Annotated in this window: 12 protein-coding genes; 3 read left to right on the top strand and 9 right to left on the bottom strand. The window is 55.6% G+C overall.

All coding sequences use genetic code 11. The features are described 5' to 3' along the window. The first annotated feature begins 115 nt into the window (after window positions 1–115). From CON76_RS08425 to CON76_RS08415, 3 genes are read left to right on the top strand one after another with little or no spacing between them, the layout of a single operon-like run. The gene (locus CON76_RS08425; protein ID WP_101102919.1) at window positions 116–406 is read left to right on the top strand and encodes a hypothetical protein; all 291 of its coding nucleotides are present in this window, start codon (window positions 116–118) and stop codon (window positions 404–406) included. Further along, complete coding sequence (locus CON76_RS08420; protein WP_101102918.1) at window positions 396–1,628, top strand: OmpA family protein; 1,233 nt, start codon at window positions 396–398, stop codon at window positions 1,626–1,628. The genes CON76_RS08425 and CON76_RS08420 overlap by 11 nt, the downstream gene beginning before the upstream one ends. A 3-nt stretch (window positions 1,629–1,631) precedes the next feature. Beyond that, on the top strand, window positions 1,632–2,405 hold the full coding sequence (locus CON76_RS08415; RefSeq protein WP_145995391.1) for a hypothetical protein: 774 nt from the start codon (window positions 1,632–1,634) through the stop codon (window positions 2,403–2,405). 52 nt (window positions 2,406–2,457) lie between these two features. Here CON76_RS08415 and CON76_RS08410 read toward each other — a convergent pair whose 3' ends face one another. The 9 genes from CON76_RS08410 to CON76_RS08370 all read right to left on the bottom strand — a co-directional run bounded on the left by CON76_RS08410 (window position 2,458) and on the right by CON76_RS08370 (window position 17,865). Then, the gene (locus tag CON76_RS08410; protein ID WP_205758212.1) at window positions 2,458–4,608 is read right to left on the bottom strand and encodes a dynamin family protein; all 2,151 of its coding nucleotides are present in this window, start codon (window positions 4,606–4,608) and stop codon (window positions 2,458–2,460) included. A 215-nt stretch (window positions 4,609–4,823) separates the two neighbouring features. Further along, complete coding sequence (locus CON76_RS08405; protein WP_101102915.1) at window positions 4,824–6,686, bottom strand: dynamin family protein; 1,863 nt, start codon at window positions 6,684–6,686, stop codon at window positions 4,824–4,826. Window positions 6,687–6,713: 27 nt separating this feature from the next. Next, a complete protein-coding gene (locus tag CON76_RS08400) occupies window positions 6,714–8,309 on the bottom strand; it encodes a dynamin family protein (RefSeq protein ID WP_101102914.1) in 1,596 nt (531 codons plus the stop codon). Between the two features lie 61 nt (window positions 8,310–8,370). Beyond that, a complete protein-coding gene (locus tag CON76_RS08395) occupies window positions 8,371–9,318 on the bottom strand; it encodes an Lcl domain-containing protein (RefSeq protein WP_169929019.1) in 948 nt (315 codons plus the stop codon). Between the two features lie 70 nt (window positions 9,319–9,388). After that, the gene (locus CON76_RS08390; protein WP_101102912.1) at window positions 9,389–10,318 is read right to left on the bottom strand and encodes a hypothetical protein; all 930 of its coding nucleotides are present in this window, start codon (window positions 10,316–10,318) and stop codon (window positions 9,389–9,391) included. 38 nt (window positions 10,319–10,356) lie between these two features. Then, window positions 10,357–14,061, bottom strand: coding sequence for a patatin-like phospholipase family protein (locus CON76_RS08385; RefSeq protein ID WP_101102911.1), 3,705 nt, complete (start codon window positions 14,059–14,061; stop codon window positions 10,357–10,359). A 41-nt stretch (window positions 14,062–14,102) separates the two neighbouring features. Next, window positions 14,103–15,761, bottom strand: a complete 1,659-nt coding sequence (locus tag CON76_RS08380; RefSeq protein WP_101102910.1) for a DUF445 family protein — start codon at window positions 15,759–15,761, stop codon at window positions 14,103–14,105. Window positions 15,762–16,136: 375 nt separating this feature from the next. Further along, the gene (locus CON76_RS08375) at window positions 16,137–16,754 is read right to left on the bottom strand and encodes a hypothetical protein (RefSeq protein WP_145995390.1); all 618 of its coding nucleotides are present in this window, start codon (window positions 16,752–16,754) and stop codon (window positions 16,137–16,139) included. 61 nt (window positions 16,755–16,815) lie between these two features. Further along, the gene (locus tag CON76_RS08370) at window positions 16,816–17,865 is read right to left on the bottom strand and encodes an IS630 family transposase (protein WP_101102908.1); all 1,050 of its coding nucleotides are present in this window, start codon (window positions 17,863–17,865) and stop codon (window positions 16,816–16,818) included. Window positions 17,866–18,067 lie beyond the last annotated feature (202 nt).

The raw sequence follows: 18,067 nt of genomic DNA, 5'->3' as shown, positions 1-18,067 counted from the left end.
TGCTTCGACGATGGGCAATGTGGAAATATCGATCAATAAGTCGGTTGATATCCAAACAAAAGCCAATGCCGAATTCGTTGTAACCAGCGATACCCTGAACACACAAGTGACGGCAATGACGAATTTGGTCGAAGATCTACGTGAGCGCATCACTTCAGGTCTGAAGGCAGTCTCCGAGAGTGGTCAGCGTATGGTGTCACTGGATAAGCGCTACGCCAGTATCACGGACGCTGTCGAGGAGATGATGATTGCGATAAAGAAACTTATCTCGGAAAGCGAGCAGCGCATGGTGTTGCTGGATAAGCACTTTACTAGTGTCACAGAAGCCATCCAGGGCATGACCAAAGAGACCGACAACGTCATTAGTTCAAGTCAGCAGTTGATCGATCAAAAACATGAAGGATAAACCTAGTGAATGGGTGTCGATCTCTGACCTGATGGCGGGGGTCATGGCAGTAGTCATGCTGCTGCTGGTTGTGGCCGTGCTCCAAAAGACTGTGTCGGAAATGAAACTTAAGTCTGAGGTCGAGAAGAGTAAGGCTGCCAGCAAGCAGAGCTTGAGTCTCCTGATTAACAACATCAGAGATTCTTTCAAAAGTCAAGGTGCCGAAAACATTGCCAATTTTGATCTTTCTTCGGGGAAAATCACGCTCAAGGACAATGTCTTTGGTCGCGGCAGTGCCTGCATCACAAGCGAAGCTAAGTTGGCTTTCGCGAAAGCCGAGCAGAAAATTGCCGAGTTTTTGATCGAAACCAATGGCGGTGCGATTTACGTCGAGGGGCATACCGATAATTTGCCAGTAAAAAATCCAGTGACGGACATTTCGCGCTTTTGCACTGTTTATGATGACAACTATACTTTGTCGGCAGCGCGTGCTCGTGAGGCTAGGCGTTTGTTGGTTGGTACATTGGATGCCGATACGGCTAAGCGCATCATCGTCGCAGGCTATGGCGACTCGCAACCTCTTACCGGAATCAGTCCCCAAGACGACAAGAATCGGCGCGTCGAAGTTCGCTTTGCGATCGAGGATCGTTTCGTAACTGCACCCAGGTCTTCTGCTACAGGCGGAAATCAAGGTGTAGCACTCTCCAAGGAGTTTTTCAACGAGATTATGAGACTGGCAACTGCTGGAAAATGGTCTTCGATTGACGAAAAAATTAGGAGCGTAACACCTGCACAGTCGAATCAACCTGGAAGTCCGAACTTCGAGTCTCTTAAAAAGAGTGGTTTATCCTACCTTGCACAAGAAAATTACCCTAAGGCTATCGAGGCATTAGGAGCAGCTCTTGCGGAGAAGAAAATGGACTTTGAAGTGCTGAATGGTTTGGGCCTAGCCAAGCTTAGGTCAGGAAAAGCTGAGTTGGCAATCGAGCACCTGTTCGACTCTCTCCTTGTCGACCCATCGCGCGGTGCAACATGGCTCTATCTTTCGCAGTCATTTGCATTAATTGAAAAGTCCGTGGCAGCTGATGCGTCACTACTGCTGGCGGTACATTTTGCCAAGGATAAATCTAGGGCTATTGAGAATTTACAAAATATGGAATCTTCTCTGGGTAATGATAAGTTCATTGATGTTGTCAAAAAACTTCTCCCTGTAGTCGAATCTGTACCAAAATTCAAGAATTAAAAAATGGTTAACAAATATTTGTTGGTTGCTTTAGGATTTTTTTCCATGCAGTCGTATGCGCAAAAAATTGATTTTGCCAAATCAGAAATTGATGTTGCGTCCGTAAATAGTCCGGTTTCAATTTTTGTTGGTTTTGCAGGAGATGTGGAATCCTATAATTGCGGGCTCGAAATTTCCTATGGAGATGGGTCAAAAGAATTGATCAGGGTTGTCAATGATGAAGTGAAGTTCGGCCAGATTATGAGAACTCACCTCTACCAAGGGGGCGGACAGTACACCATCACAGTTGGCGGCAAGATGATTTTCAGAGGAATCAAGACCGTAGCACCTTGCGTTGGTGATGATAGGAAGTTCGTTGTCCGGATAGTTGATCAGGCAGCGAAAGAAATGAAAAATGAAGCGCAGCGCCAATTACAGGATGTGAAGTCTATCGAGGCTGAATTGCGCCAGAAGGAACTTGATCTCTTGAAGAAAGAGCAGGATCTGAGGCTTAAGGAGAAAGAGCAGGAATTAAAATTAAAGGAAGAAGAGCTTGTAAAAAAGCAGGAGCTCATTGAAAAAGAGTTGCAGGCCAAAGAGAAGCGTCTAGATCGACGCGAGCAGAACTTAACCCGCCAAGCTCAATTGCTTGAAAAGAAGAACAGTGCGCCAGCTTCTCCACCTTCTGCTGAAGCGCGTAGCGCGCAGGTGAACCCAGTTAGGGTCGCGCCCGTACTTGCTGTGCCTTCCCAAAACGTAAATAGGCCAAAATCTGAGCAAAAAATCGACGGGTTCTGACGGTTGTCTTGATGTTGCCCCCAAGATCTCCACTTCTCCGAGGCAACATCAGTCAGACATCTGTCAGCGTTTGCTGTACCGCGGTGCGTGCCGCATCTATCTGACGTATGGAGTCTTCGCGGTTCCGGATTTTTTCGCGCAATTTGGTTAGGCCTTGCTGGATGTCCTGGGTAAGTTTGGTTACAAAGGACTTGCTGGTTTCTTCCAAGCTTTTGCCAATCTGCTGAATTTTCTGGTTTACCTCGGCTTCCAGGTCGGCGCTGATCGTTGCAATCGCTTCACGTTGCGCTTCTGCCAGTCCGCCAATCTTGTCTTGTGACACGCGACCACTGCCGAAGGACTTGGAAATCATTTGGCTGTAGTTCTTCGTGCCAAACGATGTGTCCGGTATGGTCAAGCGTCGCAAGCTTTTGTTGATTTCTGTTAGAGCCAGATCGGCATCAAAATTGGCATCACCGGTATCAAATAGGCTCATGGCAGCTGCACTAATCTTTTTGCGCAACCCGTCCAGATCCACGCACTCCACGATGGCCTGTTGCAGCCCTCTCAGGTTTTCGTCTGCAAAGCTTTCCACTTGTTCTATGGCATCTTGCGCGCTGGCGTAAACGGTAACAACTTGGCGGTAGCGGGTTTCGGTATCACCCCACGTCCAAGGCTTGTACCAACGCGAGGTTGAGACTTCGTAAGACTCGGTCTTGGTTTCCTTCTGTTCGGTCACCTTGTAGCGCTTGGCTTGGGTGCGTACTTCGCTGGTCAGTTGTGCAAACTTCTGGCGTATCTGCACGAACTGCTCGTCAAACACATCCTCCAGCTTGGCGCGGCCTGTTTCCATGCGCGTCAACGCGTTTTCGGTTTTTTCCAGTTCCGAAAGTTTGCCGGTCTGAATGCGTCGGCTCTCCTCGTCCAAAGCCTGCACCAGATTGTTCAAGTGTTTGCGCGCGCCCTCCCGCAGGCCGCTCAACAGCAGGGCTTCTTTGCTTGCCAGCAGTTCGTTCTTGCGTTCACGTTGCTTGAGCAAATCGTCGCGCACGGTGGGTATGTTGGAAAGCTGCCGCAAGCTTTCGGCGTCAAACGGGTAGCCGGTGATGCGCCGCAGCTCGTCGAGCTGGTAACTGTCGTCGTCGGACAGCGCGTTGCAGTGGTCGGCAATCAACCATGCCCAGCTGGAAACAGAGCGTGGCGGCGTGGCACGTACGGCACTGAGGATGCGACGGGTTTTTTCGTCCTGGTCAGGTTGGTGAATATGGCGATCCAGCGTCGTGCTGGCCATTTCGTTGAGTTTGCGGTCGAGCAACTGCATCATGGCCACAGCGCGGGCCGCATTGCGCTTTTCGGCTGGCGCTTTGGCGGCCATTGTGTTGGCGGTGGTAGCAATGCCGTGGTCTTGCCGCAAGGCAATGTCGCGTTGTGAGCCAATCAGGAAAATGGCCTTGTCGTCAATGCCCGCTTCAGGCAGCTGTTCGCGCAGCACCGACATGTCGGAGGACGTGAGGAACTGGCTGACGGACGACAGCAGAAAAATGACGTCGCATTGGCCCAAAAATCTCCGCGTGATTTGCCCGCGCGATACCACAGGGTCGTTGAAGCCAGGGGTGTCGATGATTTCCAGCCCTTGCAAGCGCGGGTCGTCCACGTACAGCACGCTCATCTTGGTGATGGCGGTGAACTTGCCGTTGCTGCCCACGTAGTCTTGCAGTGCATCAGCCAGATGTGCTGCACCCTCAATGTTGCTGATGACTTCCTTTTTACCTAAGTAGTCGCGCACATTGAGCTGTTGTTCGCGCGCCTTGTCCACCAGCTCCAACGAGGACTTAATGGCCTCTGGAATGCGTTGGCGGATTTGCGTGGGGTTGGGTTTGACCACGCTGTGCCCCCCGGGTTTGGCAAACGGGCTGGCTTTGGCGGGCTGCATTTCTTCCATCAGCCTGCGTTCGGCATCGGCGTAGGCGGCGGGGTATTCCGCGGCACGGCACTCGATGTCGTCCCAGTCCTCAGTGCTGTAAAACTCCACTTCAGCACGGGCTTGGGGGGCATAGACGATCTTGGTCAGGGCGGCCGTCATGGGGGTATCGGCCTTGGGCAGCAAGTCGCGCCCAAAGAATGCGGCGTTGAGAAAGGACGATTTGCCCGCCTTCATCTGGCCGACCACGGCAATGCGCAAGTCGCGCCCTTCGGCCCGGATGGACTCGAGGTTGCTTTGCATGCCCTTTATCAGGGTTTGGAGCTTGTCCAGTTGTTCTGAGTCTAGTACGCTGGCGTGAGGTAACAAGGATTGGATGATGTTTCTCATGAAATTTGCTTTTAAAAATTTTATTTAAGATTGAATGTAGTTTTTTTGCTGTGCTGTGACTGAAATTAATTCTATAAATTAGGTGTGCGAGCCGACTTACTTCATAAAAAAAGTTCACAACTGCTAATTTAATATTGACCCAATCGGCATAAAGCTTCCGCATGGTTTTGCTCGGCGGCCTTACGGTACCAAGTGACGGCCGCCGTTTTGTCTTTTGGTACACCCGTGCCGAAGTCATAGCAAACACCCAAATTGAATTGGGCTTCGGCATGGCCTTGCTCGGCGGCCTTACGGTACCAGGTGACAGCTATCGTTGCATTCTTTGGCACACCTGTGCCTAAGTCATAGCAAAAACCCAGATTGAATTGGGCCTCGGCATGGCCTTGCTCGGCGGCCTTGCGGTACCAGGTGACAGCAGTCGTTGCGTTTTCTGGCACGCCTGTGCCTAAGTCATAACAAAAACCCAGATTAAATTGGGCCTCGGCATGGCCTTGTTCGGCGGCCGTGCGGTACCAGGTGACAGCAGTCGTTGCATTCTCTGGCACACCTGTGCCTAAGTCATAGCAAACACCCAAATTGAATTGGGCTTTGGCATGACCTTGTTCCGCAGCCTGCTCTAAAAACTCAATCCCTTTTAGGTAATCGCCTTGGTCGCACAGCGCCTTGCCTTTGGTAAATAATTCGTTGCCAGACATGGCTTCAACACTGAAGTTCGAAGCAAGGTCATGCATGATTTCCACCATCTCGTCTTTCAAGATGGTGAATTGTGCTTTCTGTTCCTTGAACAACTGCTGGCTGCTGCGCTGCTCTTCCAGCAGCGTCTTGAGCATCGACTGCTCGGTGGCCAAAAACTGGTGTTGTTCGAGCACCAGTTTGTTGAAAAACGCCAGCTTGCTGCGGCTGGCCTCGGCGTTGTGGTGGTGGTGCTGTATGTAACCGTTCAGGATCTGGGCGCACTGGTTGCCGTAGTTGCTTTGCTGCACTGTACTTTCGTGGCGTTGCAGCCACGCCAGCACGTCGTCGCCGCCCATGTGCTCGCCTGTTGCGCTGCCTATAGGAGCAGCCCAGGCCATTAACCCGGCAGACTGCACGCCCGAGGCGGTAATTGCCTGCTGTGTACTGGCAAGGATGGACTGGATTCTGGACGCACCCACCAAATCGGCTTGCGTGATGACGAAAAAGATGGGTTTCGGGTGGTTGAGCTTGCGCAAAAAATCCAGATCGTCCTGCCGGATCGAGCCGTTTTTGGCGTTGAGCAACCACAGCACGTGGTCGGCCTCGTTGAGCTGACGCAGGGCGATGCTGGCATCGGCCTGTTCGTTGTTGCTGGTGTCGGCCTTGCTGTAACCTGGCGTGTCCAGAAAAGCCAGGTTTTGCCACGGCAGACTGGTGTTATGCAGCATCAGCAGCTTGAGGATGTGCGCAAAGCCAAAGCTCTCGCCCAGGCTGGAGCGGTAATGTTCGTTGAAGGCGTGGGTGATGGCTTGCAGCGCATCGCCGTCCAGCTCTACGCGGTGGTTGAAGTGGTTGAGCGCCACAATGCTGTTGCTCTCGCCGGCGGTCACAAAGGTAGGGATGGCGGTGGTGGGCTCCAGCGATTCGGGCAGCAGGGCAATGCCCAGCAGGGTGTTGAGGAAGCGCGACTTGCCTGCGCTGAAGCCACCGCCTACACCCACAATGGTTTTGCGGGCCAGATCCGGGAAAGCGGTCAGGTTTTGCAAGGACTGCTCCAGCGTCAGCAAACCGTGCAACGCGTGGGCCTCGCCGGGGTAGCTGCCCTTGGCCGTGAGCGCCAGAAAACGGGTGTGGACGAGGTCGTGCAGTTGGGCCAACAGATGGCGCTGCGCGTTAGGCACAGCATCGGCCAGCGGCTGTCCCACCAGACGTGCCACCAGTTGCAAGCCCCGCTCAGGCTGGCTGAGGTAGGGGTTGGCGGTGGAAACAGCGGCAGCCTCCAGCTCATCTACAGAAAACGAAAAGTCCAATGACATGTGAATACCAGGTTGGGAGCAGGGATGTTACGCCGCAGCGTGTGGGCTGGATATGGCCAGTGTGATGTTCTTGGGGTCTTTGGCACGAATTTCAGCCAGCAAACGGCTGCCTTTGACCAGCAACAGCGGATCGATTTTGAGATTGTTGCGCAAGGCACTGAAGCCCAAGGCGGTGCTGCCGCAGTTGTTGCCCAGCGTGACAATGACTTTCTTGATTTCCGACTTCACCGCCTCAACACACAGCTCCAACGGCTCGCCCACATTCATCGAGCCTTGCAGCGCATCGGCGCGCATGGTGTGCAGCATTTCTTGCCCATGGCGCATGTCTTCGTCCTCGGCCAAACTGCCTACCAGATGTGTGACCACCGCCAGCATGTCCTGTTTTAGCGCATCCAACTCCTGCACCAGACCACCCAAGCGCAGCTGGTCGTTGCGCAACCGTTCAATTTGTTGCTGGATAGCAGCGCGGCGGTTGTCGGCCAAGCCGTCGTGTGCCAGTGTCCAGACTTCGTTGAGGGCGGCCAGCAACGTGCGGTTGGTAGCCAATAGGTTGTTGTTGTGGGCAAGGTGTGCGTCCAGTGTGCGTGCACAGATCAGGCGCTTTTGGGTACGTTTGCGAGCACTGTCCAGCGTGTCGAGCCACTGGCGCACGTCATCACCCCCCATTTGCTGACCGTGTAGCTCGCCCAAAGGTGCGCTCCAGGCCATCACGCCCGCACAGGTCAGGCCAGCTTGAGCAATGCTGGTGCGGGTGCTTTGCAAGATAGCATCAATGCGCGATACGCCTACCAAGTCAGCTTGTGTCACCACAAAAAACACGGGCTTGTGTGGATTGAGTTCACGCAAAAAGTTCAGATCATCCTGCCGGATGGAGCCGTTTTTGGCGTTAAGTAACCACAACACATGGTCGGCCTCGCGCAGCTGGCGCATGGCAATTTGCGCATCGCTGGCGCCACTGCCCTCGTGGTCGGCCTTGCTGTAGCCAGGGGTGTCCAGAAACGCCAGGTTGCGCCATTGCAGTTCGGGTCTTTGCACCATCAACAGGCGGATGAGGTGTGCAAACCCTACCTCAACGCCCAGCGTTTTTTGGTAATGTTGGTGAAAAGCGTGGGTAATCGCTTGCAAGGCAGCGGTATCCAGCGCCACTTGCTGGGCAAAGGTGTTGAGGGCAATCACCTCGGCTTGTGTGCCGTGTGTAAGGTAGCTGGGAATAGCGGTGGTGGGTTCCAGTGATTCGGGCAGCAGATCCACACCCAGCAACGTGTTGAGGAAACGCGACTTGCCCGCGCTGAAGCCACCGCCTACACCCACTACGGTCTTGTTGGCCAAGTCCGGAAAAGCGGCCAGATCTTCCAGCGACTGTTCCAGTGCGATCAGCTCCTGGTAGCTCTGGGCTTCGGCTGGGTAATCGTCGCGGGCAGCCAGCGCCACAAACCGCCGATGCACCAGCTCATGCAGGTGTTGCAGTTGTTGGCGCTGCTGTGTGGTGCTGTGGCTGCCGGGTTGTGCCATCAACCGCGTTACGAGCTGCAAGCCCCGGGCCGCATCGGACAAGTACGGGTTGGCCGTTGCCGATTCGGCAGCTTCAAGTTCTTCGAGCGAAAAGTTGAAATCCAAGGACATGTGCAGCTCTGTTTCTACAAGAAATTGTGGTTTTGGTCAGCGTCTGACACCAATTGGAAGGTCAAGCGTTGCGACACAGGCGCAGAACAAAATCATCGGAGCGAATGGAGTTGTGAAAACCAGTCATTTGATGTGACCTGCCATTGTAGGTTTTTGTGAAAGATGAGCTGAAATACCAATATGCCGGAGTGGAAACAAATGCTTGCTCATCAATCACTGGATAACTGGTTTTGGGTGTAGTCAGGCTCTTGATCTCTTCAATGGTGGGAATACGCCAGTCGCTTTTCTGGGCAAAGCCTGCGGTGTTGAAATTGACAGCAGCCTGTTCGCCATCGTCAATTTCGGAAAAAACCGATGGGTTGCCTGCCACCTTGCCCGCCTCCCAGCGTTGACCTACGCAAAAGCGCAGCCACATCAGGTTGGTGGTGGTATCGGTCAGGGTGCCGTTGCCGTGGTCGATGTAGCGCCCACTGATGATGCCTGCGTACGAAAAAATGGGTTGTACGAGCAGAGCAATGTAATTTGTCAGAACTGGGTCGTTGATTCTGAGGTTGAGCAAGGCTTTTTGAATCGGGGCCCGATCTTGCTTGACCAAGGCACCGACAAACGTGACCAGTGCGGGCAGTTTGCTGGTATCCACCCCCAGCATATTGGCCAGCTGGTTGGCCACGCTGGTTTCGTCCGTGTCCACCGTTTGGTCTGCTGCGTGCATACGCAGCAAGTCGAGCATGTACAGCCAAGTGGCCTGTTTTTGCTGAATGCTGTCAAAGATGACCGCAATGCCGTCTTCGGTGACGTGACTGCGCTCGTTGAGTTGTTCGTCGGCTTCCGACGTATCTAGGCTCAAGCTGTTGGCCAGGCGAATCATGGCTTGGCGCTCGGCTTCTGTGACCTTGCGGTCTGCCGCTGTGCCCAGTGCCACGCCGCTGAGGTATTGCAGCCGGAATTCGAGGGCGGCACTGGCCAGTGGGTGTTTGGCGATGGAGGATTCGGCCTTGTTGGCGGCCAAGTTGCTGAGTTTCTTGAAAATGGACATAACAGTTAAAATTGAGTTGTGTTCAAATAAATATTTGATAGCTTTAAAAATTGAATTGCTTGCAAAAAATTAAATATACCGATGGCTGTTTTGATTGGCTTTCAAGGTGTTTATTTAGAACATTTTCTGCAACCACATCTTCATAGGGAATATCTTCATCAAATAATGATGATGGAAAATTTTTTATTTCTATTAATTCGATTTGACTTGGAATCCTCCATTCTTTTCCATCTATGCCAAGTTTTTTCATTTTTAAATCAACTGACTCCAATTCATATTGCCCCGACATTTTGATTCCAAAAACAAATTTCATATCCTTGGAGCAAAGAAATTCCGGTGCCCCCGTCATCCACGTTATTCGGTTGATGATGGAGGTGGCCGTCTTGTTGCCGTGGTCAATCCACTGGCCGTCTACCACCCGCTCGAAGGGGAAAAAGAGGTTGGCAATCGCTTTGATCTGTGTGTGCAAGTGCTGGTATTGCCACGCCCGTGCCAGCACTTCCAATTTCTGACTCAAGACCTTGCGGTGTACCGCCTCGGCAAGCGCGTGCAGGTCTTGTACCACTTGCGGCTTGATGCCCAAAACCCCCAGCAATTCGGTGGTCAAGGCCGCCTCATCGGCATCCACAGTACCGTCGGCGGCATGTACCCACGCCGTGTCCAGCAAGTACAGGTAGCTGACATCTTTTTTTCGGATGCTGGCCAGCAGCGTCTCAATGTCCTCTTCCGACAGATGGCTGCGTTCGTTCAGTTGTTCGTCGCCATCGTTGGGGTCGATGGCCAGACTGTCTGACAGGCCGTTGAAGGCGGCTCGTTCGTGGGCATTGGGCTCGCGCTCCAAGGCGGTGGTCAACGCCACCGCTGCCAAGTATTGCAGGCGGAACTCCAGACTTTCTGCCGCCAGCGGGTGCTTGGTGTACAGCCGCGTGGACTGGCGCGTGTTGATGTTTTTGAGCTTGTTGAGGATGGACATAAAAAACGCTACAGCGTAGGTGAAGACAAAAGAAGGGTTTAAGCCGCCAGCTCAGGCTCAGTCTGGCACTCAAGCATGGTTTTCACCTGTTGCAGTGCCTGCGTTACTTGTTGCTGGATGTGGGTGCGTTGCTGTTCGTTGGCCTGGAGCTGTGCGTCGATGGTGTTTAGGTCTTGTTTCATGGCCTCCAGTTTGCTGTTCATTTTGCTGTTCATATTTTTCAGAAAAAGGTCGGCCTGTTGTTCCAGCAATGCAGGCAGCTTGGCTTCCAACTGGCGGATCATGTGTTCAATTGCATCGTTGGCTTGGCTTTCGGCCTCGCTCTTTTTGCTGTTGCGTGAGCTGAAGAATCCAATCACGCCACCGAGCAAACCACCAATCACGGTGCCCACCACCGGCAATATGGTGCCTATGGCCGCCCCAGCTGCGGCACCCGCTGCCGCTCCGCCCAATCCGGTGTCCTGCTCTAGGCTGGCCGCGTGGCTACTTTCGTACACCGCATCGCCAGTGTGGTATGCCTGATCGACGTGGTAGCCCAGGCGTTCGCTGGCCTCCTTAAAGCGTGGGGTCAAGCTGTTTTCAATGGCCAGCTGACAGGCGTTGCGCGCGTTGGCCACCAGTTCGGCCCCCACGTGTTGCCCGGCCAGCAGCATTTGGCTGTAGCGGTCGTGTTGGCTGTAGAGGTAATTTTTGGCGGTGCTGATCACTTCGCGGGTAATGCGGCCACGGCAGTCTTGCAGCAGGCTGGTGTGTTCCTGCTCGTAGTCCTGTGCCAGTTGTTGGGTGGCCTTGTCGAGTTGGTTGCGTTTGTCTCGCAAGTCATCTGCGGTGGTGTCTTGCCTTAGCCGCTTGGTCAGCTCGGTTTTGGCTTTGTCGAGCAAGCCGTATACCGGTTTGGCCAGGTTGGCGTGAAACAGCGTGGCCTTTTGCGTTTCCAGTCGTGCCAGCAGGTCGTCAAAACCGCCCAAGTCGCCCTCGCGGGCCGAGCAGCCGCGCACCAGTTGGCCTGATTCGAGCCCCACTTGTTCGGCCAGACGCTGGCGCAGCGCCTCGCGCTGGCTGGGGGTGTTGAGGCCTTCCTGACACACCAGCAACGAAAAATCTTGCCCGAACGAGCGTTGGCGCTCAATAAAGCCTTGTTCGTCAATACCGATCTGGCTGGTGCGTGTCACGCACAGTATGCAGGCCACACCTTCACCTATGTACTGTTGCAGCGCACGTTCGTGGTCGCCATTGCCCGAGCCAAAGCCGGGCATGTCCACCAAAATCAGGTCGGGATGGCGTGCCAGTGCGCTGCGGTTGAGGTGCAGTTCTACATAGAGCGGGAGGGGTGTGACGGTCTTATTGTTTATGTCATTCAGCAAGGTGGAGTAGCTCGATAGCGGGAGTTCCTGTCTGCGCAGAGTGCCTTTGTGCTCGTTTTCAATCCAGTGAACGATCAGTTTTTCGTGTTCCGATCTGGGTGCGTAGTGGAATTCGGTGGCCAGACTGGTACACGCTGCCAAATCCTGCTGTTGAATGTCCTCGCCCAGCCAACAATTGAGCAGGGTGGATTTGCCCACGCTGAATTTGCCGATGAGCGGGACTTTGATACGAAAGTCCCGGATGACTTGGCTGACATCTTCTATGTTGGCCTTAAATGCGGTGGGCAGGATTTTTTCCTGAATCAGGTCGTCCAGCGCCTTGAGTTGGCCAATCCATTCGTCCTTGTAGCGACCGATGTCGCTGCTGTGCACCACCGAAAAGCCTGCGGTTTTCATGTGGTACAACAGTTCGGCAAGAAAGTCCCAAGCTGGCAATGTGCTGTGCGTGGTGTAGCCCCACAGGGCCAGGATCTGTTCGGGTGGCAATTGTGCGGTGCTGTTGTATTCGCGCAGGTCGCGCAGCCAGCGTGCGGGTTGAACCAATGGTGCAGCGGTATCGGGCAGGATGACCAAGTTGTCGCTTAGGGCCTGTGTGCAGTCTGGGGTGCGGGCCAGTTGCTGGCAAAACTGGGCCACTTGTACAGGCTTGTCGTCGTGCAGCCCGGTGTTGATGCACATTTCTTTGAGGCTGACCAGTTCTTGAACCGACCAGTTGCCTTCTGTGAGGTGGTAAAAGTCGTTGGCGATGCAGGCCAGACGCAGCTCTGGCGACAACTCGCTCAAGGTCTTGCCATGAAAGCGTGGCCGATTGGGGTGCAGCAGCCAGTGGTGGAGCCGACCTTGGCGCTCAAGCGCCTGCAAGCGGTTTTCGTGTTGCACCATGCGGTCGCGCAGCTTGCAGTACACCCCTGCCAACGAGCGGTACACGCGGCGCAAATCCCGGTTGTGCCGTTCGCCCAAGCGGTTCACTTCGGCAAAGGCCTGGTTCAGGCGGTTTTGCAACATGCAGGTAAATTCGAGCGTGATAGCCCCTTTTTCCTGCACGCCCGCTATCAGTCGTAAAGCGGCAAATTGGGCTTGTGCCAAGGCATGGTCGTTGCTGGCGGCGATTTGCTGGTTGCTTCCGGTAATGGCACCCCACACGCGCGACAGCACGCCTTGGTCACGCAGGTGCGTCGCCCGGCCCGTCACGGGTGCCAGTGCTGCCAGCGCGTCCATCACAGCGGTTTCAACTTTTTGACGGTTGTTGCGGTTTTGCGTGATGAAGTTGTCTACATCTGTCTCGATATTTTTGCGTTCAATGTGGGCCAGCAGGGCTGCGTTCTCAAGCGCAAGCTGGTCCAAGGCTTGCGGCGCATCGTCTGCCTCGTTGATTTCAATCGTCTGGCTGAAATTGTCCTGCTGCACTTGCCGGTCAAAGTGGTGAATGTCAGCGATGGTGTCCTGGTGCTGCGCATCGGTGGCCATGAACTGCTGGTTGAGCTTGGCCGCCGCTTGCGCGGCATCCATCTTGACGCGCTCCCACAAGGCTTCATACTGCTGTTCGTTGCTGAGAAACAGCTCCAGGTGGCGCAACAGGTGCAGTGCATCGTTGTAGCCCTGTTCCATGCGCCGTGCGGCCCCTTCGTTGGAAAAATCCAGGGTTGCACTCAAACCCCCCAGGCTGTATGTGGGCACGATAGGGATGATCCTGACCCCGGGGTACTGGCGTGGGTCAATACTGAGGTCTTCAGGCGACAGGTACACGACGACAACGGTGTCGCAACCGGCCTCAATCAGCGGCTTGATGGGGGTGTTGTCGGTATTTTTGTGTGGCAGACCCCAGAAGAAACCCCCGTCGCTGTAAGTGGTACCACCAATCTTGATGTCATCAAAAATGAAAGGCAATGCCGCTGTGCCCAGCAGCATTTTGGCGGCACTGCCTTCATCGTCCACCCGGCGGTATTCCACACGGTTGGCATCCATGTTGTGCAGCGCCACAGTAAGCGTCAGCGGCGAGGCCACCAGCCCCGACGCATCAAGCCCGTCCGCGATCATGCTTTTTAGCCCGTCTTGCTTGAACAGGCCTTTGGTGCTGATGAATTTCAACAGGAGCGGTGAGATGACACCCTGACCTGTCAAAGTGGCGATGCGCGATGCCAGTTGCGGCACGTCTTGTACGCTGAGCATATTGCGGCTTTCGATGTTGAGCCACATGTCCCGCGCTTGTTCGTAACGGTTCTGTGCCCACATGGCCCCATTCAGCCCGCCCACCGAGCTACCGGCGATGGCGCTAAGTTGTTTGTCGAGGCCAGAGTCGCGCAGTGCTTGCCACACCCCAATCTGGTAAGCACCTTTGCCGCCACCGCCAGACAGGCAAACGCCAAGTTTTTTAAACATGAATTGATCCGTAAAGTGTTGTTGTGAAAGGGAGCTGGCTGTTACGACCTTTTGGCATCCACACCAAGGTAATCTTTGAGCTGGCGTTCCAGATCCCCCTGTAACGCCTCTGGGCTGATGATGCGTACGTGTGGCAGCCAGTAGCGCACAATGGGCAGAATCTGGTTGGGATGGGCCATCAGGCACGACACCAGCAGCCCACCGTCGGCCAGTGTTTTGTCGATCTTCTGCCCGTCCAGCAGTTTGCGGCGCTGAAAGTAGCCCGCCACGTCGGCATTGACCTTGAGCACCACCTCGGTCTTTCGGGTGTTGAGCCAGATGGTGTCTTCGTGCGCCAGTTGTTCCAGCAGTTGTGCGTCGGGTTGGAACCGCTGGTCGCTGGCTACCAGCAGCGCGCTGATTTTGGTGAAGGTGTAGGACTTAAGGGTGCCCGCATCGCTGGCCACCAGGTACCAGATACCCTTGTGGTTCACCAGCTTGTACGGTTGCACCGTGGCTACCAGTTTGTCGCCTTCGGCCTTGCGGTAGCGAAAGCCGACCGGATGGCGCTGCTCGATGGCGGTTTTCAGCTGCTGGAAAGCTTCCTCCCTGCCACTGAGGTCTTCGTAGTTATGACCCCGGATGTGCAGGCTTTCTAACTTGCTGTCCAGCAAGTCTTTCAGCAGCTCGGTGCCCAGCCGGGGGTGCAGGCCCTGCAAGCCTGCCACCATCGCAAAGCGTTCCACGTCTTGGCACGTCAGCAGGCCCAGCCGTGCCCCCGCCACCTTGTAGCAACCGTTGTGCTTTTCCAGCTCCAGAAACGCCAGCCGTTCGTTGAAGTCGCGCTGTACGGTGCGCAGGTTCACGTCGAACTCTTGCGCAATGGCTTGAGGATCGAGCGCGGCACCTTCGTTGAGCCTGCGCAGCAGCTCAGCCAGCCGGAAGGCGATGGTCTCCTGAAGTGATTTTTTGTTTGTCATTTTTGTGGTATTTCGCATACCGTGTTTTGGTGGATATGCAGCCAGCTGGAATTCTGGTTTCACAGCATACCCAATCCACCGGACAAACCGTGTCGTTTTGGGCTGCTGTCGGCATTTTTTAGGTTGCTGCACCCAGAGCAGCTCTTGGTGTTGGCCACTGTGCATGAGGCTGTCCACCAGCTGACCCGCCGCGCCCGACAAGTCCAATGCTTCCAACCGTTGGCTGGCCAGAGCGCGCACGCTGTCGCGCAACTGCGCGTGGTCGAGCGTCTCGACCAGTTGCCGGGTCACCACGGCCGCCGCGCGGCTCAGGGTGGCGGCATGTGTTGAGTTCGTCAGCCAGGCCCCTATCCGTGCTGTTGGGTTGGCTTGCCGTATCTTGCCCGTGATGGCGGCCTCGGTGATGAAGTGGTTCTCGACGAAAGAGCCCAAGTTGCGGCCAATCTCGTCCTTGCGCTGCGGGATGATGGCGGTGTGCCAAATCGGCAAGCCCATGGGGTGCCTGAACAGCGCGACCACGGCGAACCAGTCCGCGATGGCCCCGACCATGGCGGCTTCGGCAAAAGCGGCAACATAGCCCCAAGCCGGGTGTTGTGCGCGCAGTGCGTGTGAGATAGCCAACAAAACGCCCGCCGCCACCAGCAGGGCCAGCGCGGCCACTTGCATATGGCGCAGTCGCAGCCGACGCAGCTCGTCGGCGCTGTGGTCGAGGTCGTGTTGGATGTCGGTGTCGGTACGCACGGCGAGGCTTTCAGCGCATCAGCCGCATGAGCTGGTCTGCCAGCTTGGGCCAAGCACCGGGAAGTGCGGACATACTGGCCCGTCGGGTTTGCAGCGGCTGGTGGCCGCAGCGCGGACAGACATCGGCAGGCCGGACAGGTGTAGGTGCGTGGCGGCGGTGGGATGGGCATGGTGGTGACACCTTGAATGGCATTGTATGCAGGGGGAAGTGGATAGGGCAGGGCCGTGCACCTCACTCCGGCGCAGATCGCCAGGGTGTGGCAGGACTGGGCCTTACACGCTGTACACGTGGTGCAAGCGGCAACCCATCACGTTGACCCTCTGCGCAGGTCGGTCCACCGTCTGGCACAGTTGCACCGTACAGATGCCCTGCATCTAGGGGGTATCGTCCTGTTGCAGGCAACCATGAATGTGCTGCAACGTGTGTGCGCTGATGTCGCGGGCACGCCAAATGGCGTTGCTGAAACGCACGAGGTCGCCAACATGCAGCCACTGGGCCGCGACCCAGACCTCGTCGCGGGTCACAAACAGCGTGTGCAGCAAACTTGGGCCTTCCTGGGTGTGGGGCAGGAACACGGTCTGTTCCGCATTGAGCTCTACCCAAAATTGCAATGGCAAGGGCGCATCGGTCACACGGCTCGACAGCGACTTATCTGCCAGGTGGCGACACCAGTACGCGGTGCAGACCCTCTCTGAGATGTTCCACTCTGTCAAAGTGCCACCATCAGTGGCGTGGGCGAGGGCCGGTGCGTGGTGGGCCAACGCCTCGGGCAGGAAAACAACACAAGCATTCTCAAAAGCGTGTGCGTCCTGGTACAGCAACCGCTGGAAGTAGCTCGCGTGCAGCGTGGCCCCCAACACGGCGGTTGTGGGGGGCGGACCGTTGTCGGCAGCGCACCAGCGTGCAGCGCGCTCGATTTGGTCGAACGTCACGCCCATCTCGGCTTGCGCTTCATCTCGGGTGTAGCGCACCGGGGCGGGAGTTAGAAACAAGCCACAAGGATTCAATAATGTATTATATTTCATAAATTCTTATCTATTAATTCGGCAATCATCAACCCGAGCAAGCTGCAAAAACAACCGGCCCATGATTGAAATAGGATTTCACACGTTCCGGCATTGTGGCCAGAAACTCCATGAAGGCGGCGGCTTGTGCACGCAGGCTGCTGGCCGTGGTGCAGCGGTTGGCGCTGCGCAACTCGGTCTTGAAGTCACGGTTGAGATACTCATCAGGGTTGAGCTGTGGGGTGTAGGGCGGCAGGTAGAACAGCTCAATCTGGGCCGCGTGCGCTTGCGCCCAGGCCGTTACGTCCTTGGCATGGTGCGCCCTGAGGTTGTCCATAATCAGAAACACTTTGTGCCCCGCACTGTCGGCCACCAGCTTTTGCATGAAGCCCAGTGTGCTTTGCGTGTTGGCCGCACCTTCCAGAAGCTCAAAGCGCACCAACCCTTGGTTGCTCACCGCCGAGACCATCGTCAGGCCAAAGCGTTTGCTGCTGGCCACCAGCTCCGGTGTCTGGCCCGCTGGGGCGTAACCACGCACCCAGTGCCCGTCTTGCACCACAGCGGTCTCGTCGGCCCAGTAAATGATGCCCGACTCCTCTTTGGCCCTGCGTGCAATGAGCGGGTAGATGTTTTGCAGCCAGTTCTGCACGTCCAGCGGCTTTTGCTCCAGCGCACGCCGACTCGGGCGCTGTGGCGTGTAGCCCCAGCGCATGAGGTACTCGCCCACCGTGCGTATCGGCATGTCGATGCCAAAGAGCTGCTGCACCAACTGGCCCACCGCGCGCCGGTTCCACAGCGCAAAGGGCAATCCTCGCACCGAGGGGCTTTCGCTGGTTATCACGGTGCGCAACACCCACTCTTGACCCAAGTTGAGCGTACGGCCCGAGAGGTACGCACGTCCGGGTTTCTTGGACTCCAGTCCCGCCTCGCCTTCACTGGCGTAGCGTTGTGCCCAGGCCAGCACCGTCGTCACATGCACACCCATAACGCGCGCAATCTCGCGCCACGGCAGTTGCAGCGTTTCGCGCATGCGCAATGCCTGTCCACGCAACGCTTTGAGCGCATCAGGCGACAGCTTTCTGGCATCAATTTTGTTCATGGTCGAAAGATTAGCACGTTCGGGTTGATGATTGCCGGATTAATAGAAATATAACGCCTGAATTCACGGGCGGTGCGCCGTCCCGTGCAATGAAACGGTTAGGTGATATTTAAACAAAGAAGGAAGAAGGTGATGCCAGACTACGTGATTGAAATTGATGCCGTGGGCGGCCCATGCTGGGTAGCGTCCGGCGGCGGCGACC

Source organism: Macromonas bipunctata, from assembly GCF_002837135.1.
GTDB lineage: Bacteria > Pseudomonadota > Gammaproteobacteria > Burkholderiales > Burkholderiaceae_C > Macromonas_A > Macromonas_A bipunctata.
Note: the sequence above shows the minus strand (reverse complement) of the source record. Positions and strands in the feature narration are given on the sequence as shown.

Coding starts and splice junctions, on each gene's coding strand:
- CON76_RS08425 (WP_101102919.1), top strand. CDS start 116: ATGACGAATTTGGTCGAAGATCTACGTGAGCGCATCACTTCAGGTCTG.
- CON76_RS08420 (WP_101102918.1), top strand. CDS start 396: ATGAAGGATAAACCTAGTGAATGGGTGTCGATCTCTGACCTGATGGCG.
- CON76_RS08415 (WP_145995391.1), top strand. CDS start 1,632: ATGGTTAACAAATATTTGTTGGTTGCTTTAGGATTTTTTTCCATGCAG.
- CON76_RS08410 (WP_205758212.1), bottom strand. CDS start 4,608: ATGCAAAGCAACCTCGAGTCCATCCGGGCCGAAGGGCGCGACTTGCGC.
- CON76_RS08405 (WP_101102915.1), bottom strand. CDS start 6,686: ATGTCATTGGACTTTTCGTTTTCTGTAGATGAGCTGGAGGCTGCCGCT.
- CON76_RS08400 (WP_101102914.1), bottom strand. CDS start 8,309: ATGTCCTTGGATTTCAACTTTTCGCTCGAAGAACTTGAAGCTGCCGAA.
- CON76_RS08390 (WP_101102912.1), bottom strand. CDS start 10,318: ATGTCCATCCTCAACAAGCTCAAAAACATCAACACGCGCCAGTCCACG.
- CON76_RS08385 (WP_101102911.1), bottom strand. CDS start 14,061: ATGTTTAAAAAACTTGGCGTTTGCCTGTCTGGCGGTGGCGGCAAAGGT.
- CON76_RS08370 (WP_101102908.1), bottom strand. CDS start 17,865: ATGAACAAAATTGATGCCAGAAAGCTGTCGCCTGATGCGCTCAAAGCG.